The organism is Paenibacillus wynnii, from assembly GCF_000757885.1.
Classification (GTDB): domain Bacteria; phylum Bacillota; class Bacilli; order Paenibacillales; family Paenibacillaceae; genus Paenibacillus_AQ; species Paenibacillus_AQ wynnii.
Window position 1 is genome coordinate 1,859,203 of record NZ_JQCR01000003.1, and the last position, 15,212, is coordinate 1,874,414.

A 15,212-nucleotide genomic window follows, 5' to 3' on the forward strand; every position below is an offset into this window, starting at 1 on the left:
CGGCGCTATACATATACCATATAATCATTATGCTGCAATAATATCTTGGCTCGTTCCATATCATGTTCTTGCCGAAAGGATAAACGCATGATGCCCGGGACGTCTTCACGACTCTCAATAATCTGTATGTTGCTAAGATTGATTCCTTCGTCTCCCAGCTCCGTAGCAATACGGCCAATAATGCCGGGATGGTCAGGCACATCAATGTGTAGATCAAACAAGGGGGCAATCATACCTTTGCGCCGTTCCGGCAGTTGGCTGCGAAATCCGTTCGCTTCATGGAAAGCCTCCTCAATACCTGCCCCGTCCTCATTTTCCAAGAGATCAACAAATGAAGAAACCTCCTGATTCCAATCCTTAAGCAACTTGAGCATAACCATTCTATTATTCAACAAAATATCGCGCCAAATTACGGGATCACTAGATGCAATCCGCGTGATATCACGGAAGCCGCCAGCGGCTAACGTACTATATAAGGAATCGGTGTCATCATAAGCATGAATTTGATTTACAAGTGCCACCGCTATAATATGCGGCAAATGGCTGATCGCTCCAACAATTTCATCATGGCGCTCCGGTTCCAGACGAACAATCTGTGCTCTGGTATGTAGTAGCAAGGATTCAAGGGAACGGTAAGCCTGTTCTGGGACTCCAGGTGGTGGTGTTAGTACATAATACGCATTCTCGAATAATAGGGAAGACGCTGCTTCCACTCCCGAGCGTTCAGAGCCTGCCATCGGATGTCCCCCGATAAAATGAACACCCGGAAGATCCAAGGAGACCGCACAAGCGGCAATGCTTGCTTTTGTGCTGCCAACATCCGTTATGATGCAGCCCGGTTTAAGCGGAAGCACGCTCAACTGCTGCAAATAACTCTCAAGCATACCCACGGGTACGCATAAAAAAATAAAGTCAGCATCCAGCGCCGCTTCCTCAAGCGAAAGTGTCGCACTGTCAACAACACCTCTGCTGACATACTTTACTGCTGATTCGGGGCGATGGGCATGGCCTACAACGGTTAGGCCCTCCTTGCCCTTAAAGCAAAGGGCCAGTGAGCCGCCGATCAGACCGACACCGAATATGGCTATTTTTGTCGTCATGTTCTTTGAACAACCTGCCTTCTGTAATTTCTATTCGCTGTATCGTTAACTATGCTCTTACACCTTGCTCGGTAAGGATTTGTTCCAAAGCTTCAACAAAAGCCTGGTTCTGCTCTGCAGAGCCGACTGTGACTCGAATATATGTTGGATATAGACGATGTCCAGCTCTCACAATAACCCCTTTTCGCAACAAGGCTTCAAATACATCCAGCGCAGACTTCCTAACATCAACCATAATAAAATTACCGTGTGCCGGGAAGAATTCCAAGGCCAGACGTTTAAATTCGGCCTGCAACTGTAAAATTCCAGCAGCATTCAAACGACGGCACTCCTGAACATAATCCTGATCGCCTAATGCTGCCAAAGCCCCTGCCTGGGCTACCCGGGAAGTGTTAAAGGGCTCTCTTACTTGATTAATTAATTTAATGATTTCGGGTCTTGCAACACCATAGCCAATTCGAAGAGCTGCAAGGCCGTAAATTTTGGAAAAGGTGCGCAGAACAACCAAATTAGGATAACGCTCTAACAGCTTGATTCCATCAGAGTAGGTTAGATCCGTTACATATTCAGAATAAGCTTCGTCCAGCACTACCATGACCTGATTAGGCACCGAATCCAGAAAAGTTGTTAACGCATCTGCCGAAACAATGGTTCCGGTCGGGTTGTTAGGGTTACATACCCAAATGACTTTTGTCCGGTCAGTGACTTTGGCCAACATCGCTTCAAGATCATGTGTTCCAGCGGTCAGCGGCACCTCTATAGTAACAGCACCCTCAATATCAGCATTGCTCTTATAAACAGAGAACGTCTGATCAGCCATAATCGTCTCATCGCCAGGCAGGAAGAAGGCACGTGCTATCAGCGCTATAATCTCATCAGAGCCGCAACCAAATATAATATTGTCACTATTTACTCCTATATGAGCCGCTAAAGCCGAGGTTAATTCAGCAGCAGATCCATCCGGATAAATACTCAGATTGTCCAGCTCGGAGATAATGGCTGCTTTGGCACTAGGTGAAGATCCGTAAGGATTCTCATTGGAAGCGAGCTTAATCACTTCATTAAGGCCCAACTCCTTCTTCACTTCTTCTACGGGCTTGCCCGGTTTGTAGACAGGCAAATTCACAATACTAGGTTTCGGATTCATTCAACGTCCCTCGCTCTCCATCATACTTGTTCAGTCATTCAACTATAGTGATCTCGACTCCGCTGGTCTTAATTGTGCCACAAATTCACGGATTTGCAAAAGCCCTTCGCTACGTGTCGCAGGATTGTCGAGAAGTGGAATAACATCCTCAACTTTACGAACGATAGCGCTGCCCACAACTACTCCATCGCATATGCTCGCAAACCGGGCAACTTGTTCACTAGTAGAAATCCCAAATCCAACTGCTACTGGTAGATCCGTCGCTTGTCGGACGGAGCCGATAAACTCTTCTACCCCAGCATGGAATGAGGAGCGTTCACCGGTTACACCTAATGAGGATACACAGTACACAAATCCACTTGCACCAGATACGATCTTGGCGATTCGTTCACTGGAGGTCGGAGCCACCAAGGGAATAAGATTGACTCCCGCCTCGCGGCTGCGGCGGCGCATATCCGCTGATTCTTCAACAGGCAGGTCAGGGATAATAAGCCCGCTGATCTCATGGTTGTTCACTTCTGCAAAGAATTTATCTAATCCCATTTGCAGAACAGGATTGTAATAAGTAAATAGGATAAAAGGAAGGGTGCTCCCTGCCTGACGAGCCTTAAGCGCCGTTTCCATACAGGTTCTTACATGAATGCTACTCTTTAGCGCACGTGCCGAGGCACGTTGGATAACGGGCCCGTCTGCTAGTGGATCTGAATAAGGAACACCCAGCTCCAGCATGTCTGCTCCGGCTGCCTCCAGCTCCTGAATGATCGCAAGTGTGGTCTCCAGATCAGGATCTCCTACGGTTAGGAAAGGGATCAAGGCCGCCCGTCCTTGCTGCTTCAAATTCTGGAAAGTCACATCCATACGGTTAGTGGTTTCGGTTGTCATTTCTTCTCCGCCCCTTCTGTGTAGGCCAAGATCGATTCTACATCTTTATCCCCGCGGCCCGAAAGACAGATTACAATAATATCATCCTTAGTAAGGCCTCGAGCAATCTTAGCAACATGTGCTATAGCATGTGCCGATTCAAGCGCCGGAATTATACCCTCGGTTACACACAACAGCTTTAAGGCGTCCATAGCTTCATTGTCCGTTACGGGAACATATTGCGCACGTTCGATATCTTTTAAGTAGGAGTGCTCCGGACCGACGCCTGGGTAATCCAGACCTGCCGATATGGAATGAGCCTCTTGAACCTGTCCATACTCATCCTGCAGCAGGTAGCTCATCGAACCTTGGAACACGCCGTGACTTCCCTTGCTCATTGTAGCCGCATGGAAAGGGGTATCGACTCCTTTACCAGCCGCCTCTACGCCGATCATTCCCACACCTTCATCGCCAACAAAAGGATAGAACATCCCGATGGCATTACTACCTCCACCTACAGCAGCCACCAGCAGATCTGGCAGACGACCTTCAGCCTCCAGGATTTGGCGACGAGTCTCGTCACCGATAATACGTTGGAAATTACGAACCATCATCGGATAAGGGTGAGGGCCTACTGCAGAGCCAAGCACGTAGAACGTATCATCCACATGACTGACCCAATAGCGGAGCGCCTCATTACCAGCATCTTTCAGTGTGCGAGTACCCGAGGTAACCGGAATAACTTCGGCTCCCAGCAGCTTCATACGGAATACATTAAGCGCTTGTCGGCGTGTATCCTCTTCTCCCATGAACACCTTGCATTCCATCCCGAGCAACGCAGCAACTGTTGCTGTCGCAACCCCGTGCTGCCCCGCTCCCGTTTCTGCTATAACCTTTGTTTTACCCATCATTTTAGCCAGAATGCCCTGCCCTATGGCGTTGTTGATTTTATGGGCACCTGTATGGTTGAGATCTTCACGTTTTAAGTATATTTTGGCTTCACCAAGATGTTTGCTGAGACGTTCAGCGTAATAAAGCGGAGTCTCCCGACCGGAGTACTGTTTAAGAAGATAATCTATTTCAGCCTGAAAAGCGGGATCACCGGAATACTTACGGTAAGCCTCTTCCAGCTCAATTAAGGCATTCATCAAAGTTTCAGGTACGTAACGTCCTCCGAAGGAACCAAAACGTCCATGCTGATCCGGAACTTCTATCATGATTGCTTCACCCTCTCTACAAAAGCTGTCATCTTAACGATATCCTTTAGACCGTCTGTTTCTACTCCACTGGAAACGTCAACTCCATCGGGAGCATAACCCTCCAGCAGTTCTCCAACATTATCAGGATGGAGTCCACCGGCTACGAACAACGGTATACCTAGTGCCGCCGCTTGCTCTTTATACCCCGGGATGTCCTCCCAGGCAAATGTGCGGCCAGAACCGCCTTTTTGCTGTGGATCATAGGTATCCAGCAGCAGGGCATGAACAGAACCGGCAAAATCTTCAATTCTAAAGTTCACTCCGACATTATTGTCCTCTCTTGCTGTAACCGAGAATGCCTTCCATACTTGTACCTGTGGAAATGCTTCTTGCACCTTACGGCAAAAGTCAGGCCCCTCATCACCATGCAACTGAATTACGTCCAGCGGGGCCACAGAGAGCAGCTCTCTCAATTCGTCCATCTCAGGATTCACAAAAACTCCAGCAGTACGGGGAGCCTCACCTGTCTGCCAGCCCTTAAGCTCAGATATAAGGTCAGCGGCTCTTTCAGGTGTAACTTTGCGTCGGCTCGGGGCAAAGACAAATCCGATATAATCCAGAGGCAAGTGTAACATAGATTTTAGCACTTCAACGTCCTGAAGTCCACAGATTTTTACCATTGTCTTAGTCATTTCTGACACGATTCCTTCCTTCCGGCAGAGCGCCTAGCAACCCATTGATGGCATCCTCAACATTAGGTTGACGCATCAAATATTCCCCTACCAGCACGCCTTCAGCCCGTGTTCCTTTTAGAAATTCAATATCCATAGGGCCGGAGATTCCGCTTTCACTAATAACGGGAACTCCTTGTGGAATAAGGCTAGCCAGCATCTTCGTTGTATTCAATGATGTCTCAAAAGTTCGAAGATTACGATTGTTAATTCCGAGCAATACATGGTTATCCACTGCCTTGCCTGTATCAAGTACTGCATCCAGTTCTCTCTGGTCATGCACCTCAATTAATACATCTAGGCTGAGACTTGCGGCAATATCTGTAAAGGCCGATAGCACAGAAGGTGTCAAAATCGCTGCAATTAACAGGACCGCATCTGCTCCAAGCAATCGCGCCTCATATATTTGCTTCTCATCAACAATAAAATCTTTACGCAGCAGAGGAAGCTTCACCGCATCACGAACCTGCTGTAAATAAGCGCCGCTGCCTTGAAAATAATCAACATCCGTCAGAACGGATAAACAATCCGCACCTCCGGCTTCATATCCCTTGGCGATAGCCACAGGGTCAAAATCCGCTCGGATCAAACCTTTCGAGGGCGATGCTTTTTTCACCTCGGCGATAAGACCCATACTCCGATTCCTCCGGTTCGTCAGCGCATCTCGAAACCCCCTAGTTGCCGGTAATTCAGCAATCTTACGTTCAGCTTCAGACAAGGAAAACGTTGAGCTAAGAATTTCAACTTCTCTAATTTTGGTGGCAACGATTCTATCAAGATACATAGTTAAGCTCCTTCGTCATGGCTACAAGCTGTTCCAGCTTACTGAGCGCTTGTCCCGAATCTACTACAGTCTTTGCCTTTTCCACACCACCCGCCAACGTATCTGCAAGTCCTGCCACATAAATACAGGCGCCGGCATTCGCGAGGACAATATCCCGGTAAGGAGTCATGGCCCCTTGAAGCACAGAAGTGATAATGGCTGCATTTTCAACCGCATCACCGCCTAGAACGTTCTCCAGGGGATGCGTTTCAAGGCCTAACTCATGTGGAGTCACTTCATAAGTTGTTACCCTTCCTCCCCGCAATTCAGACACTTGGGTAGGCGCCGAAATACTGATCTCGTCCAGCCCATCCAAACTGCTTACCACAAGGGCACGCTTGGAGCCTAGCTCCCTCAATACGGTAGCGACGGTTTCTGTCTTGTTGCGGTCATATATTCCTAGCAGTTGGCGATCAGCCCCCGCCGGATTTGTAAGGGGACCGAGCATATTGAACACTGTCCGAACACCAAGCTCGCGGCGAGGTGCGGCGGCATGGCGCATAGACGGGTGATAAATTTGCGCAAAGAGAAAGCATATCCCGATGTTGTCCAGACACTGCCGGGCCTGTTCTGCATTCAGATGAATGTTAACACCGAGTGCTTCGAGAACATCTGCACTACCCGCTTTGCTGGAAGCAGATCGGTTTCCGTGCTTAGCCACCCGTACCGAAGCCGCAGCGGAAATGATCGCTGAGGCTGTCGAAATATTGAATTTGGAAATACCAGATCCCCCGGTGCCGCATGTATCCAGAAGTCTTGAGGTTTCTGTGACCACATGTGTCCCGAAGCCGCGCATAGCCTCTGCAAATCCGGTAATCTCATCCACGGTTTCCCCTTTAATTCGCAGCGCCGTCAATAATGAACCGATTTGGGCAGGGGATGCACTTCCTTCCATGATTGCCCCCATAATATCCCTTGCTTGCCCTCGGGTAAGGTTATCCCCCTCTATCAGTCCTCTAATACCGGCTTGAATAATATGCGTTGCTTCCATCTCTTTCTCCCCCCACCTTATGAATTTAAAGCTTATTCTCTATGATTCAATCCTTTTTCAAGGTGTATATTCATACAGATAATCTTGGTTGATGACCTCGTTTTGTTGTACCGCAGGCGGGAACATTGCTTCAGCCATTCGAATCGCCTTCAGCATCCCTTTGGCTTTATTCACTGTTTCTTCGTATTCCTTCTCCGGAACAGAATCCCAGACGATACCCGCTCCGGCCTGAACATACGCCCGGCCTTTCCGAAAAATAATGGTACGTATTGTAATGCAAGAATCCATGTTCCCTGAAAACCCGAGATATCCAATAGCTCCGGCATAAGCACCTCGGGCTTCCTTCTCCAGCTCAGCTATAATTCCCATTGCCCGTAGCTTCGGCGCACCTGAAACCGTACCGGCAGGCAAACAGGATAGGAAAGCATCAAAGAAATCTTTATCTTCCCGCAAAGTGCCAGAAACATTGGATACCATGTGCATAACGTGTGAGTACTTTTCGATTTCCATAAAAGAATCACATTTCACGGAGCCGAACTTGGAAACCCGGCCCAAATCATTACGCCCCAGATCGACCAGCATTAGATGCTCTGCCCGTTCTTTCTCATCCTCCAGTAGTTCTGCTGCAAGCGCACGATCCATAGCTTCGTTCTCACCTCGCGGACGCGTTCCGGCAATAGGCCTTGTCTCCAGCCGATCCCCATCCACTTTGACCAGTGCTTCAGGTGAAGTTCCAACAATGATCTCATCATCCATTTTCAAATAGTACATATAAGGTGATGGGTTCAAGGTCCGCAGCAGACGATATACATGCAAGGGAGAAACTTCGGTATCTATATGGAATCGCTGGGATAATACAACCTGAAAAATATCTCCGGCACGAATGTATTCCTTAGCCTGCTCTACATTGCCAATGTACTGTTCCTTGGTGAGGTTAGATTGTATATCACCCAGTTCAATGTCCGATGGGATGCTTCGACGGTTCACATTCTCCTTCGGACCTTCCTTTTGCAAATCTTCCGCCATAGCCTCCAGCTTGTCGCTTAGCTCCTCGTAATTGGCTCTGATATCGGAGTCGGTGTCACCGTCTTTAATATGCAAGTTGCCGACAAGAAGAATTTGTTGCTTCACATGATCGAACACAATAATGCGATCACAGAACATGAAGCGGATGTCATCCATATTAAGATCATCATTGGCATGGGAAGGTAGCTTTTCATAATACTGCAGCAGGTCATATCCGAAAAAACCTATAGCTCCACCTGTGAATGGCGGCATCTCTTCTAGCTTGGGACTACGGTAGGAACGAAGCAATGCCTTAAGCTCTTCGATAGGCTTGCCGTGGAGTTGCTTCTTTTCTCCCCCGCATTCAACGTTAATTACACCCTTTTTACCGGAAATCATTAGAAAAGGATCACTGCCTATAAAAGAATACCGGGCCCATTGAATGCCGCCCTCTACACTTTCGAGTAAAAAGGCGCGGTCACGTCCTGCAAAACGCTGAAAAATTCGGATGGGTGTCTCCATATCAGCGAGTAGCCGTTTGACAACAGGAATCAAATTATATTGCTTGGATAGTGTTACTACTTCCTGGGCGCTGGGGTTCGTCATTATGAGCCCTCCTTAGGGAATGTTATAGGGTGTTAAAATACAGAAAAACCTCCACCGAAGTAGAGGTTTATGTAAGTAAGTATGTTAAAAAGAGCATAGTATCGGCTCCGAAGTCTACAGAATGGCATCATTTCAAGATACACTGATATCACAAATAAACTCCAGCGTATATTAAAAGATGAACACTGTAAAACGTAATCCGATTATACTAATACAACCTTAGCACTCTGCTCAACTATACTCATCTCAACTTACTCTGCTCTACTCGTCTAATTACACTATACATGAAGCTCACAGTCATTGACAACCCCGAGCTTAAGATTAGGATTTACTTTGGGATAAATCAGGACGCAGTCTCTGGGCCTCATTCAGATAGACATGCTGAATTTCCCGCTGACTCTTGTCTGTGTTGACTTGCACCATCAATCGGATACATTGCGGCAGACTCCCTTTAACAGGGATTTCTGTAGAACACATCAACGGCACCATTTCCCAGCCTTCAATCTCGCGGATGGCCCGCGCCGGAAATGTTGCATCCAGATCTGCTGTCATTGTAATCCATACACTGCAAATATCTTCAGCAATGACATCATTACGTTCGACAATCTCACGAAGCAATACCACAGTTTCATGTAAAATATCGATTTCTTCATTGCGGGTAACTGTTGTTGCTCCGCGAATCCCTCGGTTTACCACGGGCTTCCCTCCTTCTTAAGCTGTGTTAAAACCTCGCGCACAGCGGTCTCAGACACATCATTGATAATGCTGACTGAACCGATGGAATTCGGAATAACGAAGGTCATCTTGCCTTCCTTAAACTTCTTGTCATGCATCATGGCCGCCATCAACTCATCTTCATCATAATGGGAGGGCAGAGTCACGGGAAGAGAAAGTGAGGACAGCATGGAAACTGTCTCCTCATATATAGACTTATCACGGCCCAGCTTATGTGCTAGAAGCGCAGCCCCAGCCATGCCAATGGAAATAGCCTCACCATGCAAAACCACACCGTAACCGCTAACGGCCTCTATGGCATGACCGATGGTGTGTCCGAGGTTCAGGATAGCTCTGAGTCCTTGTTCCCGCTCATCAACAGCTATCACATCAGCCTTGATGGAACAACCCCGTTCCAGTGCGTAGCCCAGTGCTTCAGGATTTAATTCCAGGAGCTCCGAAGCATGCTCTCGGCACCAGTAGGCAAAATCGCGGTCTACAAGAAGACCATGCTTCACAACTTCAGCCAGACCGGAAGATACTTGACGCTGCGGAAGTGTACTCAGTGTATCCAGATCATACAGGACCATTGATGGCTGATAGAAAGCACCTATCATATTTTTGGCAAGAGGATGATTAACTGCAACCTTCCCACCGACACTGCTATCATGTGCAAGAATGGTGGTAGGTATTTGCATAAAGCCGATACCCCGCATATAAGTAGCTGCCACAAATCCTGCTAAATCACCAACCACACCGCCACCCAAAGCGATTACAGCAGAACTGCGGTCTAAGCCTGCCTTGATCGCTGTTGTCATTATTTCTTCGTAGGAAGTCAGCGATTTCGAAGCCTCACCGGAAGGAATAATGTGGCTAACCACTGTATAACCATGTTCACGAAGACGAGACTCCAGATCTGCTAAATAAAGAGGAGCTACGGAACTGTCACTAACGAGCAACAGTGGACTGCGGACCGGATAACCAGCCTCGACGCACCGTGCACCGATATTTTGTAAAAGCCCGCTGCCAATATGGATAGGATAAGAACGTTCGCCCAAATCTACCGTTATACTCCGCATAATTAGTAGCTCTCCAACTGGGACAGGTAATTGTTATAATTAGCTTTAATCTCTTCGATAGAATCTCCGCCGAATTTATCCAGGAATGCCTTGGCGATTTCCCAAGCCACTACATTCTCAAGTACGACACAAGCTGCTGGAACCGCACATGCATCCGAACGCTCAACCTGAGCTGTAAAAGGTTCTTTGGTATCAATGTCTACGCTCTGTAAAGGCTTGTACAGTGTCGGGATCGGCTTCATCACACCACGTACCACCACAGGCATCCCATTCGTCATACCACCTTCAAATCCTCCCAAACGGTTGCTTGCTCTGTAGTACCCTTGCTCTGCATTGTACATAATCTCGTCATGCACTTGTGATCCGCGCAGTCGGCCGGCTTCAAAGCCTATTCCGATTTCTACACCTTTAAATGCGTTTATTGACATTACAGCTCCAGCAATCGCTCCATCCAGCTTACGGTCCGACTGAACATAGCTGCCTAATCCTACCGGAAGACCTTCCACAATACACTCGACAATTCCTCCGATAGAATCGCCTTCCTCTTTGATTTTGTCTATGTACGACTCCATCTTAAGTTCTGTTTCTTTATCTACCACTCGTACCGAGGACTGTTCCGTTAATTCGATTAATTCATCAATAGGCAATTGGTTAGCCGGTGCTTCAATTTCACCGATACGAATAACCTGACCTGCTATCTTGACACCAAAGACTGCCAACAGTTGTCTTGCAATAGCGCCGCAGGCCACTCTTGCCGCCGTCTCCCTTGCGCTGGAGCGTTCCAGAACATTCCGGAGATCCGTCAGATTATATTTCAATCCGCCATTCAGATCCGCATGCCCGGGACGTGGCCGATTCACCCGGCGCTTCTCTTCATCGCTGCCTGGAATGGGTTCAATATTCATAATGTTCTTCCAATGGGTCCAGTCCTTGTTCTCTACTACCAAGGCAACTGGAGCACCTGTCGTGAAGCCGTGACGAACTCCGCCGACAATTTGAGCCGTATCCTTCTCAATTTGCATCCGACGACCTCGTCCATAACCTTTTTGACGCCGCTGCAACTGGAAATTAAGCTCCTCAAAATTCAGTGTAAGATTACTTGGCAAACCCTCAATAATGGCTGTAAGCTGGGGCCCGTGCGTTTCCCCCGCCGTCAAATAGCGTAAACTCATGCTGCGTTCCCCCTTCACACTTTTAAACTGTAAACCGCTAAAATCCTTATGATCTTTGCTCATTATAGTATAGGGAATCCTCTTTGACAAGAAACTGATGTTAGGATTATAAGAAGAAAAGCCTTTGCCATCCTTAATGAAGCCTATGCTTTCGTAGCAGCGATACCCATATCGCTTTCAGGTATCCGTTTCTCGTAGAAATATAAGCAAAGTAAACTGAAAACTTATACTTTCTTATATTTAAACAAAAACGTCGCCCCTGCCCTTACGGGTAGAGACGACGCCTTCAGACTTATACTGGATATCAGATCAGCTTCCGATGGGCTGCCTTTGCTGTGGAAAAGCCCGCTTACTCTCTTCTTGTTGCAGAAGACGCTTCAGCTGCATTTCCTCCACACCAAGGATTTGCCCGCATTCGTGAATCGTAATAAATCCGCGTCTATAAGCGGCAATAACCTTGCTTTTGTCCATGGTTTGCTAACGACCTTTCACTTATCATACTGAGCCTACTATGCAGTATCAGTATTTACAGGTGAAAGTATACGCAGAAACATTTATGGATATGTACTAGGCTTTATTTTTTACGATAGAAGAACGTCTCCGTGGATTCGAAGTTGTATTGAGAAGGCGTGAAGATCTGCTCTGTGCTTCCAACGAATAAATATCCGCCGGGACGAAGGCTGCTGGAGAATTTTTGGTAGAGCTTGTTCTTGGCTTCTTCAGTAAAATAGATCATTACATTACGGCATATTATAAGGTCAAAACCTTCATCAAACTTGTCTAGCAACAAATTCTGTTTGCGGAAATCGATATGCTTCTTCAGGGAATCGCTCACCTTAAAAATTGGCCCTTCAGGTGTAAAGTAACGCTGAGCTACATCCTTCGGTACATCTTTAAGCGAACGTTCCAGGTAAATGCCTTGTTTAGCTTTGGCTAATGCACCATCATCAATATCCGTAGCCAGAATTCCCGTCTGCCCAAGAATGCCTTTGTCGGACAGGATCATTGCCAGTGTATAAGGCTCTTCTCCTGTGGAACAAGCGGCACTCCATACCTTCAGCCTGCGGTTCCCCTGCTGCAGCTCAGGCAGTATAACATCACGCAATACTTCCCAGCGATTGGGATTACGCCAGAATTCCGATACATTAATTGTCATACGATCCAAAAACTCATAAAATAAGGCCTTATCTTTCATCATTGCGGCAAAAAAGTCGGCGAAACTATGATATCCATTCTTTACACGAAGAGTAGTCAGACGCCGTTTCATCTGGGCTTCCTTGTATTGAGACAGATCGATTCCTGTACTCTTGTTAATGTTATGGATAAACCCGGTGTAATCAGGATCCACGGCTGACACTTCACGTTCGGACATAATCTTCTTCCCCTGCCTCCCGCCTGGATTCTAAATCCAAGCTGCGATGTCTTTTTGATACTGAGCTAATTCTTCTGGAGCAAAAAAGTTGCTAATTTCTCGCTTCGCGCTTTCGGGAGAATCGGAGCCATGGATCAGGTTAAGGGGAGTATGACTGGCAAAATCACCGCGAATAGTACCCGGTAAAGCCTCGCCTACCTTGGTCTTGCCGATGAGCATCCGCGACAAGGTTACAACGTCATCACCTTCCCAAACCATTGCAAAAACAGGACCTGATGTAATAAACGAAACCAACTCTTGGAAAAAGTCTTTACTTTCATGCTCGGCGTAATGTCTCTTTGCCTGTTGTTCTGTAACCGTTAACAGCTTTGCTGCTACCAATTTGAATCCTTTATCCTCCAGACGGGCAACGATGCGGCCAATTAATCCACGCTGTACACCATCTGGTTTGATCATCAGGTACGTTTGTTCCATAGGGTCCACTCTCCATTTCCATACGAATAATGTGTTTTTCGATATTTTAACAGAAACTTCTACTTCTGTGAACGCTTAATATTGTACCAATGTTCATCCGCTAACGAATTTTAATAAGCTCTCCCTGTAACGAAGAATGCAATATCACGCAAGTTACGCTTCGTCTTATTATTCGGAAGGCCATCTAACGCTGTAAGTGCTTTGGAGATATATCGAGAAGCTAATTCCTCTGCCCGGATAATGCCATCCCCGGAAAGAATAAGGTCAATAGCGCGCCCCACCTCCATCCGTCCTCCGCGGATTAAATCCAATTCCTCGAGTAAACGGTCTCGAAGCCTATCATCCTCTAAACTGTAGATAACCGGAAGGGTGATGTTGCCCTGCCGCATATCACTGCCCGGCGGCTTACCGATTTGCTTCTCTGTTCCGGAAAGATCCAACAGATCATCACGGATCTGAAAGGCCATCCCCACATTGTAACCGTAGTTATATAGCAGTCGTGCATCTTCCGGATTGGCATCTGCAGCAAGAGCACCAAGCTGACAGCTGATAGCGATAAGCAACGCCGTTTTGCGGCGAATCCGTCGCAGGTAATGGCGTATACTTTGCTCACTATTGAAAAAATCACGGATTTGCTCCATCTCGCCAATGGACATTTCCACCATAGCTTTAGACAAGATCTGGTGAATTCTCGGATTCTTTAACTCGCTGGTCATAATCAAGGCCTTAGCATAGATATAGTCCCCGGTGTACATGGCAATTTTATCGCCCCATTTAGACTTTACCGTTGGCTCGCCACGCCGAAGATCTGCATCATCAATAACATCATCGTGTACAAGCGATGCACTGTGAATCAGCTCCAATGGAACAGCAATACGCTTCAGCTTCTCCAGATCATAATTACCAAATTTGCCCCCCATGAGAACAAACACAGGCCGGAGACGTTTCCCCCCTGCCCTCAACAGGTGCAGAGATGTCTCAGACAACAAGTCGTCATCGCCCTGGACGCTGCGATATAACTCTTTTTCGATATGATCCATATCTTTATTTAGCAAACCGAACATTTGCAGTCGTTTCATTCTTTCACCCTAGTCAGCAGATTGTGACTCCAAAGCTCCATTTTCACTTCCTGCAGCAGCAGACCCATTTCATAGGCATAACGAAAATAGAGATTCAGACCTTTTTGCTGCCTTTCTCCAAAATCATAACATAAATTACGGAAATACCCGTACCAGTAGGCTTCGGTCCCTCCGATGGCAATGCAGGCATCCTTGACAATGGGCGTCAGATCCTGAAGACCAAGTCTCTTACTTGCTGCAAAGGCATTAACAATTTCCGCTATGACTTCCTGCTTCTCTTCTGCTGCATCCCTGTTCACAGCCCACACTGCAAAAGTCATTCCCAAACCAGTCCATTCTTTCCATAGTTCCCCAATATCGGTAACAATATAGCCTAGATCCTGCCAAGAAGCTCTAATGGCCTGATCTCCTATAAGCAGGCAGGCATCGGCAATCTCCATCATATCCTCCAGATCGGGATCAGCACTTATGTACTGAGGTTTTCCGCCGAAAGCCTTCTCGAGTAATATCTTCAGCAAGTTAACTGAAGTTGCAGAAGTATTGGTTACGGCGATAATCCCATTGGCCACCTCCGTTAAAGGAGCTCTAGAAAATAGCATAATAGATTTGACCGGTCCATCCGAGCTGACGGATAAATCCGGCAGAAGCAGCAACCTGTCGCTGGCTTCAGCATAGGCAAAAGAAGATAACGCCCCTACATGTATACTGCCTTGGCTCATTCCCCTATTGAGAACCGAAGGTACCTCAGACACCATTTCTGCAGGGTATCTCAAAGTCGAAGGATGAAAATTATAAAATACCGGCCATGAGTTTGTATAGCTGATCTTACCGATAACGGTGTAGCCGTCACTACCCATAA

General features: G+C 47.1%; 16 protein-coding genes. All 16 read right to left on the reverse strand.

Annotated elements, in window-relative coordinates; translation table 11 throughout:
- Positions 1-5: 5 nt before the first annotated feature.
- The 16 genes from PWYN_RS24065 to PWYN_RS24135 all read right to left on the reverse strand — a co-directional run bounded on the left by PWYN_RS24065 (position 6) and on the right by PWYN_RS24135 (position 15,210).
- On the reverse strand, positions 6-1,100 hold the full coding sequence (locus tag PWYN_RS24065; protein ID WP_036657149.1) for a prephenate dehydrogenase: 1,095 nt from the start codon (positions 1,098-1,100) through the stop codon (positions 6-8).
- Positions 1,101-1,149: 49 nt separating this feature from the next.
- Positions 1,150-2,247 carry a histidinol-phosphate transaminase gene (hisC, locus tag PWYN_RS24070; protein WP_036657151.1) on the reverse strand — a complete coding sequence of 366 codons (1,098 nt, stop codon included), beginning with the start codon at positions 2,245-2,247 and terminating at the stop codon, positions 1,150-1,152.
- Between the two features lie 42 nt (positions 2,248-2,289).
- On the reverse strand, positions 2,290-3,129 hold the full coding sequence (trpA, locus tag PWYN_RS24075) for a tryptophan synthase subunit alpha (protein WP_036657153.1): 840 nt from the start codon (positions 3,127-3,129) through the stop codon (positions 2,290-2,292).
- Positions 3,126-4,325, reverse strand: a complete 1,200-nt coding sequence (gene trpB, locus PWYN_RS24080) for a tryptophan synthase subunit beta (protein WP_036657156.1) — start codon at positions 4,323-4,325, stop codon at positions 3,126-3,128. Before trpB ends, trpA begins: the two co-directional genes overlap by 4 nt.
- Positions 4,322-4,999, reverse strand: a complete 678-nt coding sequence (locus PWYN_RS24085; RefSeq protein ID WP_036657158.1) for a phosphoribosylanthranilate isomerase — start codon at positions 4,997-4,999, stop codon at positions 4,322-4,324. The genes trpB and PWYN_RS24085 overlap by 4 nt, the downstream gene beginning before the upstream one ends.
- The gene (gene trpC / locus PWYN_RS24090) at positions 4,992-5,822 is read right to left on the reverse strand and encodes an indole-3-glycerol phosphate synthase TrpC (protein WP_036657161.1); all 831 of its coding nucleotides are present in this window, start codon (positions 5,820-5,822) and stop codon (positions 4,992-4,994) included. The genes PWYN_RS24085 and trpC overlap by 8 nt, the downstream gene beginning before the upstream one ends.
- Positions 5,812-6,852: an anthranilate phosphoribosyltransferase gene (trpD, locus tag PWYN_RS24095; protein ID WP_036657164.1), complete on the reverse strand. Its 1,041-nt coding sequence runs from the start codon at positions 6,850-6,852 to the stop codon at positions 5,812-5,814. The genes trpC and trpD overlap by 11 nt, the downstream gene beginning before the upstream one ends.
- 57 nt (positions 6,853-6,909) lie before the next feature.
- Positions 6,910-8,463: an anthranilate synthase component I gene (trpE, locus tag PWYN_RS24100; protein WP_036657166.1), complete on the reverse strand. Its 1,554-nt coding sequence runs from the start codon at positions 8,461-8,463 to the stop codon at positions 6,910-6,912.
- Between the two features lie 321 nt (positions 8,464-8,784).
- Positions 8,785-9,159, reverse strand: coding sequence for a chorismate mutase (gene aroH / locus PWYN_RS24105; RefSeq protein ID WP_036657169.1), 375 nt, complete (start codon positions 9,157-9,159; stop codon positions 8,785-8,787).
- On the reverse strand, positions 9,153-10,256 hold the full coding sequence (gene aroB, locus PWYN_RS24110; protein ID WP_036657172.1) for a 3-dehydroquinate synthase: 1,104 nt from the start codon (positions 10,254-10,256) through the stop codon (positions 9,153-9,155). Before aroB ends, aroH begins: the two co-directional genes overlap by 7 nt.
- A 2-nt stretch (positions 10,257-10,258) precedes the next feature.
- Positions 10,259-11,428: a chorismate synthase gene (aroC, locus tag PWYN_RS24115; protein ID WP_036659142.1), complete on the reverse strand. Its 1,170-nt coding sequence runs from the start codon at positions 11,426-11,428 to the stop codon at positions 10,259-10,261.
- 309 nt (positions 11,429-11,737) lie between these two features.
- Positions 11,738-11,899 carry a hypothetical protein gene (locus PWYN_RS29705; RefSeq protein ID WP_169744149.1) on the reverse strand — a complete coding sequence of 54 codons (162 nt, stop codon included), beginning with the start codon at positions 11,897-11,899 and terminating at the stop codon, positions 11,738-11,740.
- A 103-nt stretch (positions 11,900-12,002) separates the two neighbouring features.
- Positions 12,003-12,800 (reverse strand): CheR family methyltransferase, encoded by a 798-nt coding sequence (locus PWYN_RS24120; protein WP_036657174.1) that lies wholly within the window; start codon positions 12,798-12,800, stop codon positions 12,003-12,005.
- Between the two features lie 30 nt (positions 12,801-12,830).
- The gene (gene ndk / locus PWYN_RS24125; protein WP_036657177.1) at positions 12,831-13,274 is read right to left on the reverse strand and encodes a nucleoside-diphosphate kinase; all 444 of its coding nucleotides are present in this window, start codon (positions 13,272-13,274) and stop codon (positions 12,831-12,833) included.
- Positions 13,275-13,384: 110 nt separating this feature from the next.
- On the reverse strand, positions 13,385-14,353 hold the full coding sequence (locus PWYN_RS24130; RefSeq protein WP_036657179.1) for a polyprenyl synthetase family protein: 969 nt from the start codon (positions 14,351-14,353) through the stop codon (positions 13,385-13,387).
- Complete coding sequence (locus PWYN_RS24135; RefSeq protein ID WP_036657181.1) at positions 14,350-15,210, reverse strand: menaquinone biosynthetic enzyme MqnA/MqnD family protein; 861 nt, start codon at positions 15,208-15,210, stop codon at positions 14,350-14,352. The genes PWYN_RS24130 and PWYN_RS24135 overlap by 4 nt, the downstream gene beginning before the upstream one ends.
- Between the last annotated feature and the right edge of the window lie 2 nt (positions 15,211-15,212).

Bases quoted from the DNA above. Each gene is read 5' to 3' on its own strand.
- PWYN_RS24085 (WP_036657158.1), bottom strand. From the start codon at position 4,999: ATGACTAAGACAATGGTAAAAATCTGTGGACTTCAGGACGTTGAAGTG.
- trpD (WP_036657164.1), bottom strand. From the start codon at position 6,852: ATGGAAGCAACGCATATTATTCAAGCCGGTATTAGAGGACTGATAGAG.
- trpB (WP_036657156.1), bottom strand. From the start codon at position 4,325: ATGATAGAAGTTCCGGATCAGCATGGACGTTTTGGTTCCTTCGGAGGA.
- PWYN_RS29705 (WP_169744149.1), bottom strand. From the start codon at position 11,899: ATGGACAAAAGCAAGGTTATTGCCGCTTATAGACGCGGATTTATTACG.
- hisC (WP_036657151.1), bottom strand. From the start codon at position 2,247: ATGAATCCGAAACCTAGTATTGTGAATTTGCCTGTCTACAAACCGGGC.
- ndk (WP_036657177.1), bottom strand. From the start codon at position 13,274: ATGGAACAAACGTACCTGATGATCAAACCAGATGGTGTACAGCGTGGA.
- PWYN_RS24135 (WP_036657181.1), bottom strand. From the start codon at position 15,210: ATGGGTAGTGACGGCTACACCGTTATCGGTAAGATCAGCTATACAAAC.
- aroC (WP_036659142.1), bottom strand. From the start codon at position 11,428: ATGAGTTTACGCTATTTGACGGCGGGGGAAACGCACGGGCCCCAGCTT.
- PWYN_RS24120 (WP_036657174.1), bottom strand. From the start codon at position 12,800: ATGTCCGAACGTGAAGTGTCAGCCGTGGATCCTGATTACACCGGGTTT.
- trpE (WP_036657166.1), bottom strand. From the start codon at position 8,463: ATGACGAACCCCAGCGCCCAGGAAGTAGTAACACTATCCAAGCAATAT.
- trpA (WP_036657153.1), bottom strand. From the start codon at position 3,129: ATGACAACCGAAACCACTAACCGTATGGATGTGACTTTCCAGAATTTG.
- aroB (WP_036657172.1), bottom strand. From the start codon at position 10,256: ATGCGGAGTATAACGGTAGATTTGGGCGAACGTTCTTATCCTATCCAT.
- trpC (WP_036657161.1), bottom strand. From the start codon at position 5,822: ATGTATCTTGATAGAATCGTTGCCACCAAAATTAGAGAAGTTGAAATT.
- PWYN_RS24130 (WP_036657179.1), bottom strand. From the start codon at position 14,353: ATGAAACGACTGCAAATGTTCGGTTTGCTAAATAAAGATATGGATCAT.
- PWYN_RS24065 (WP_036657149.1), bottom strand. From the start codon at position 1,100: ATGACGACAAAAATAGCCATATTCGGTGTCGGTCTGATCGGCGGCTCA.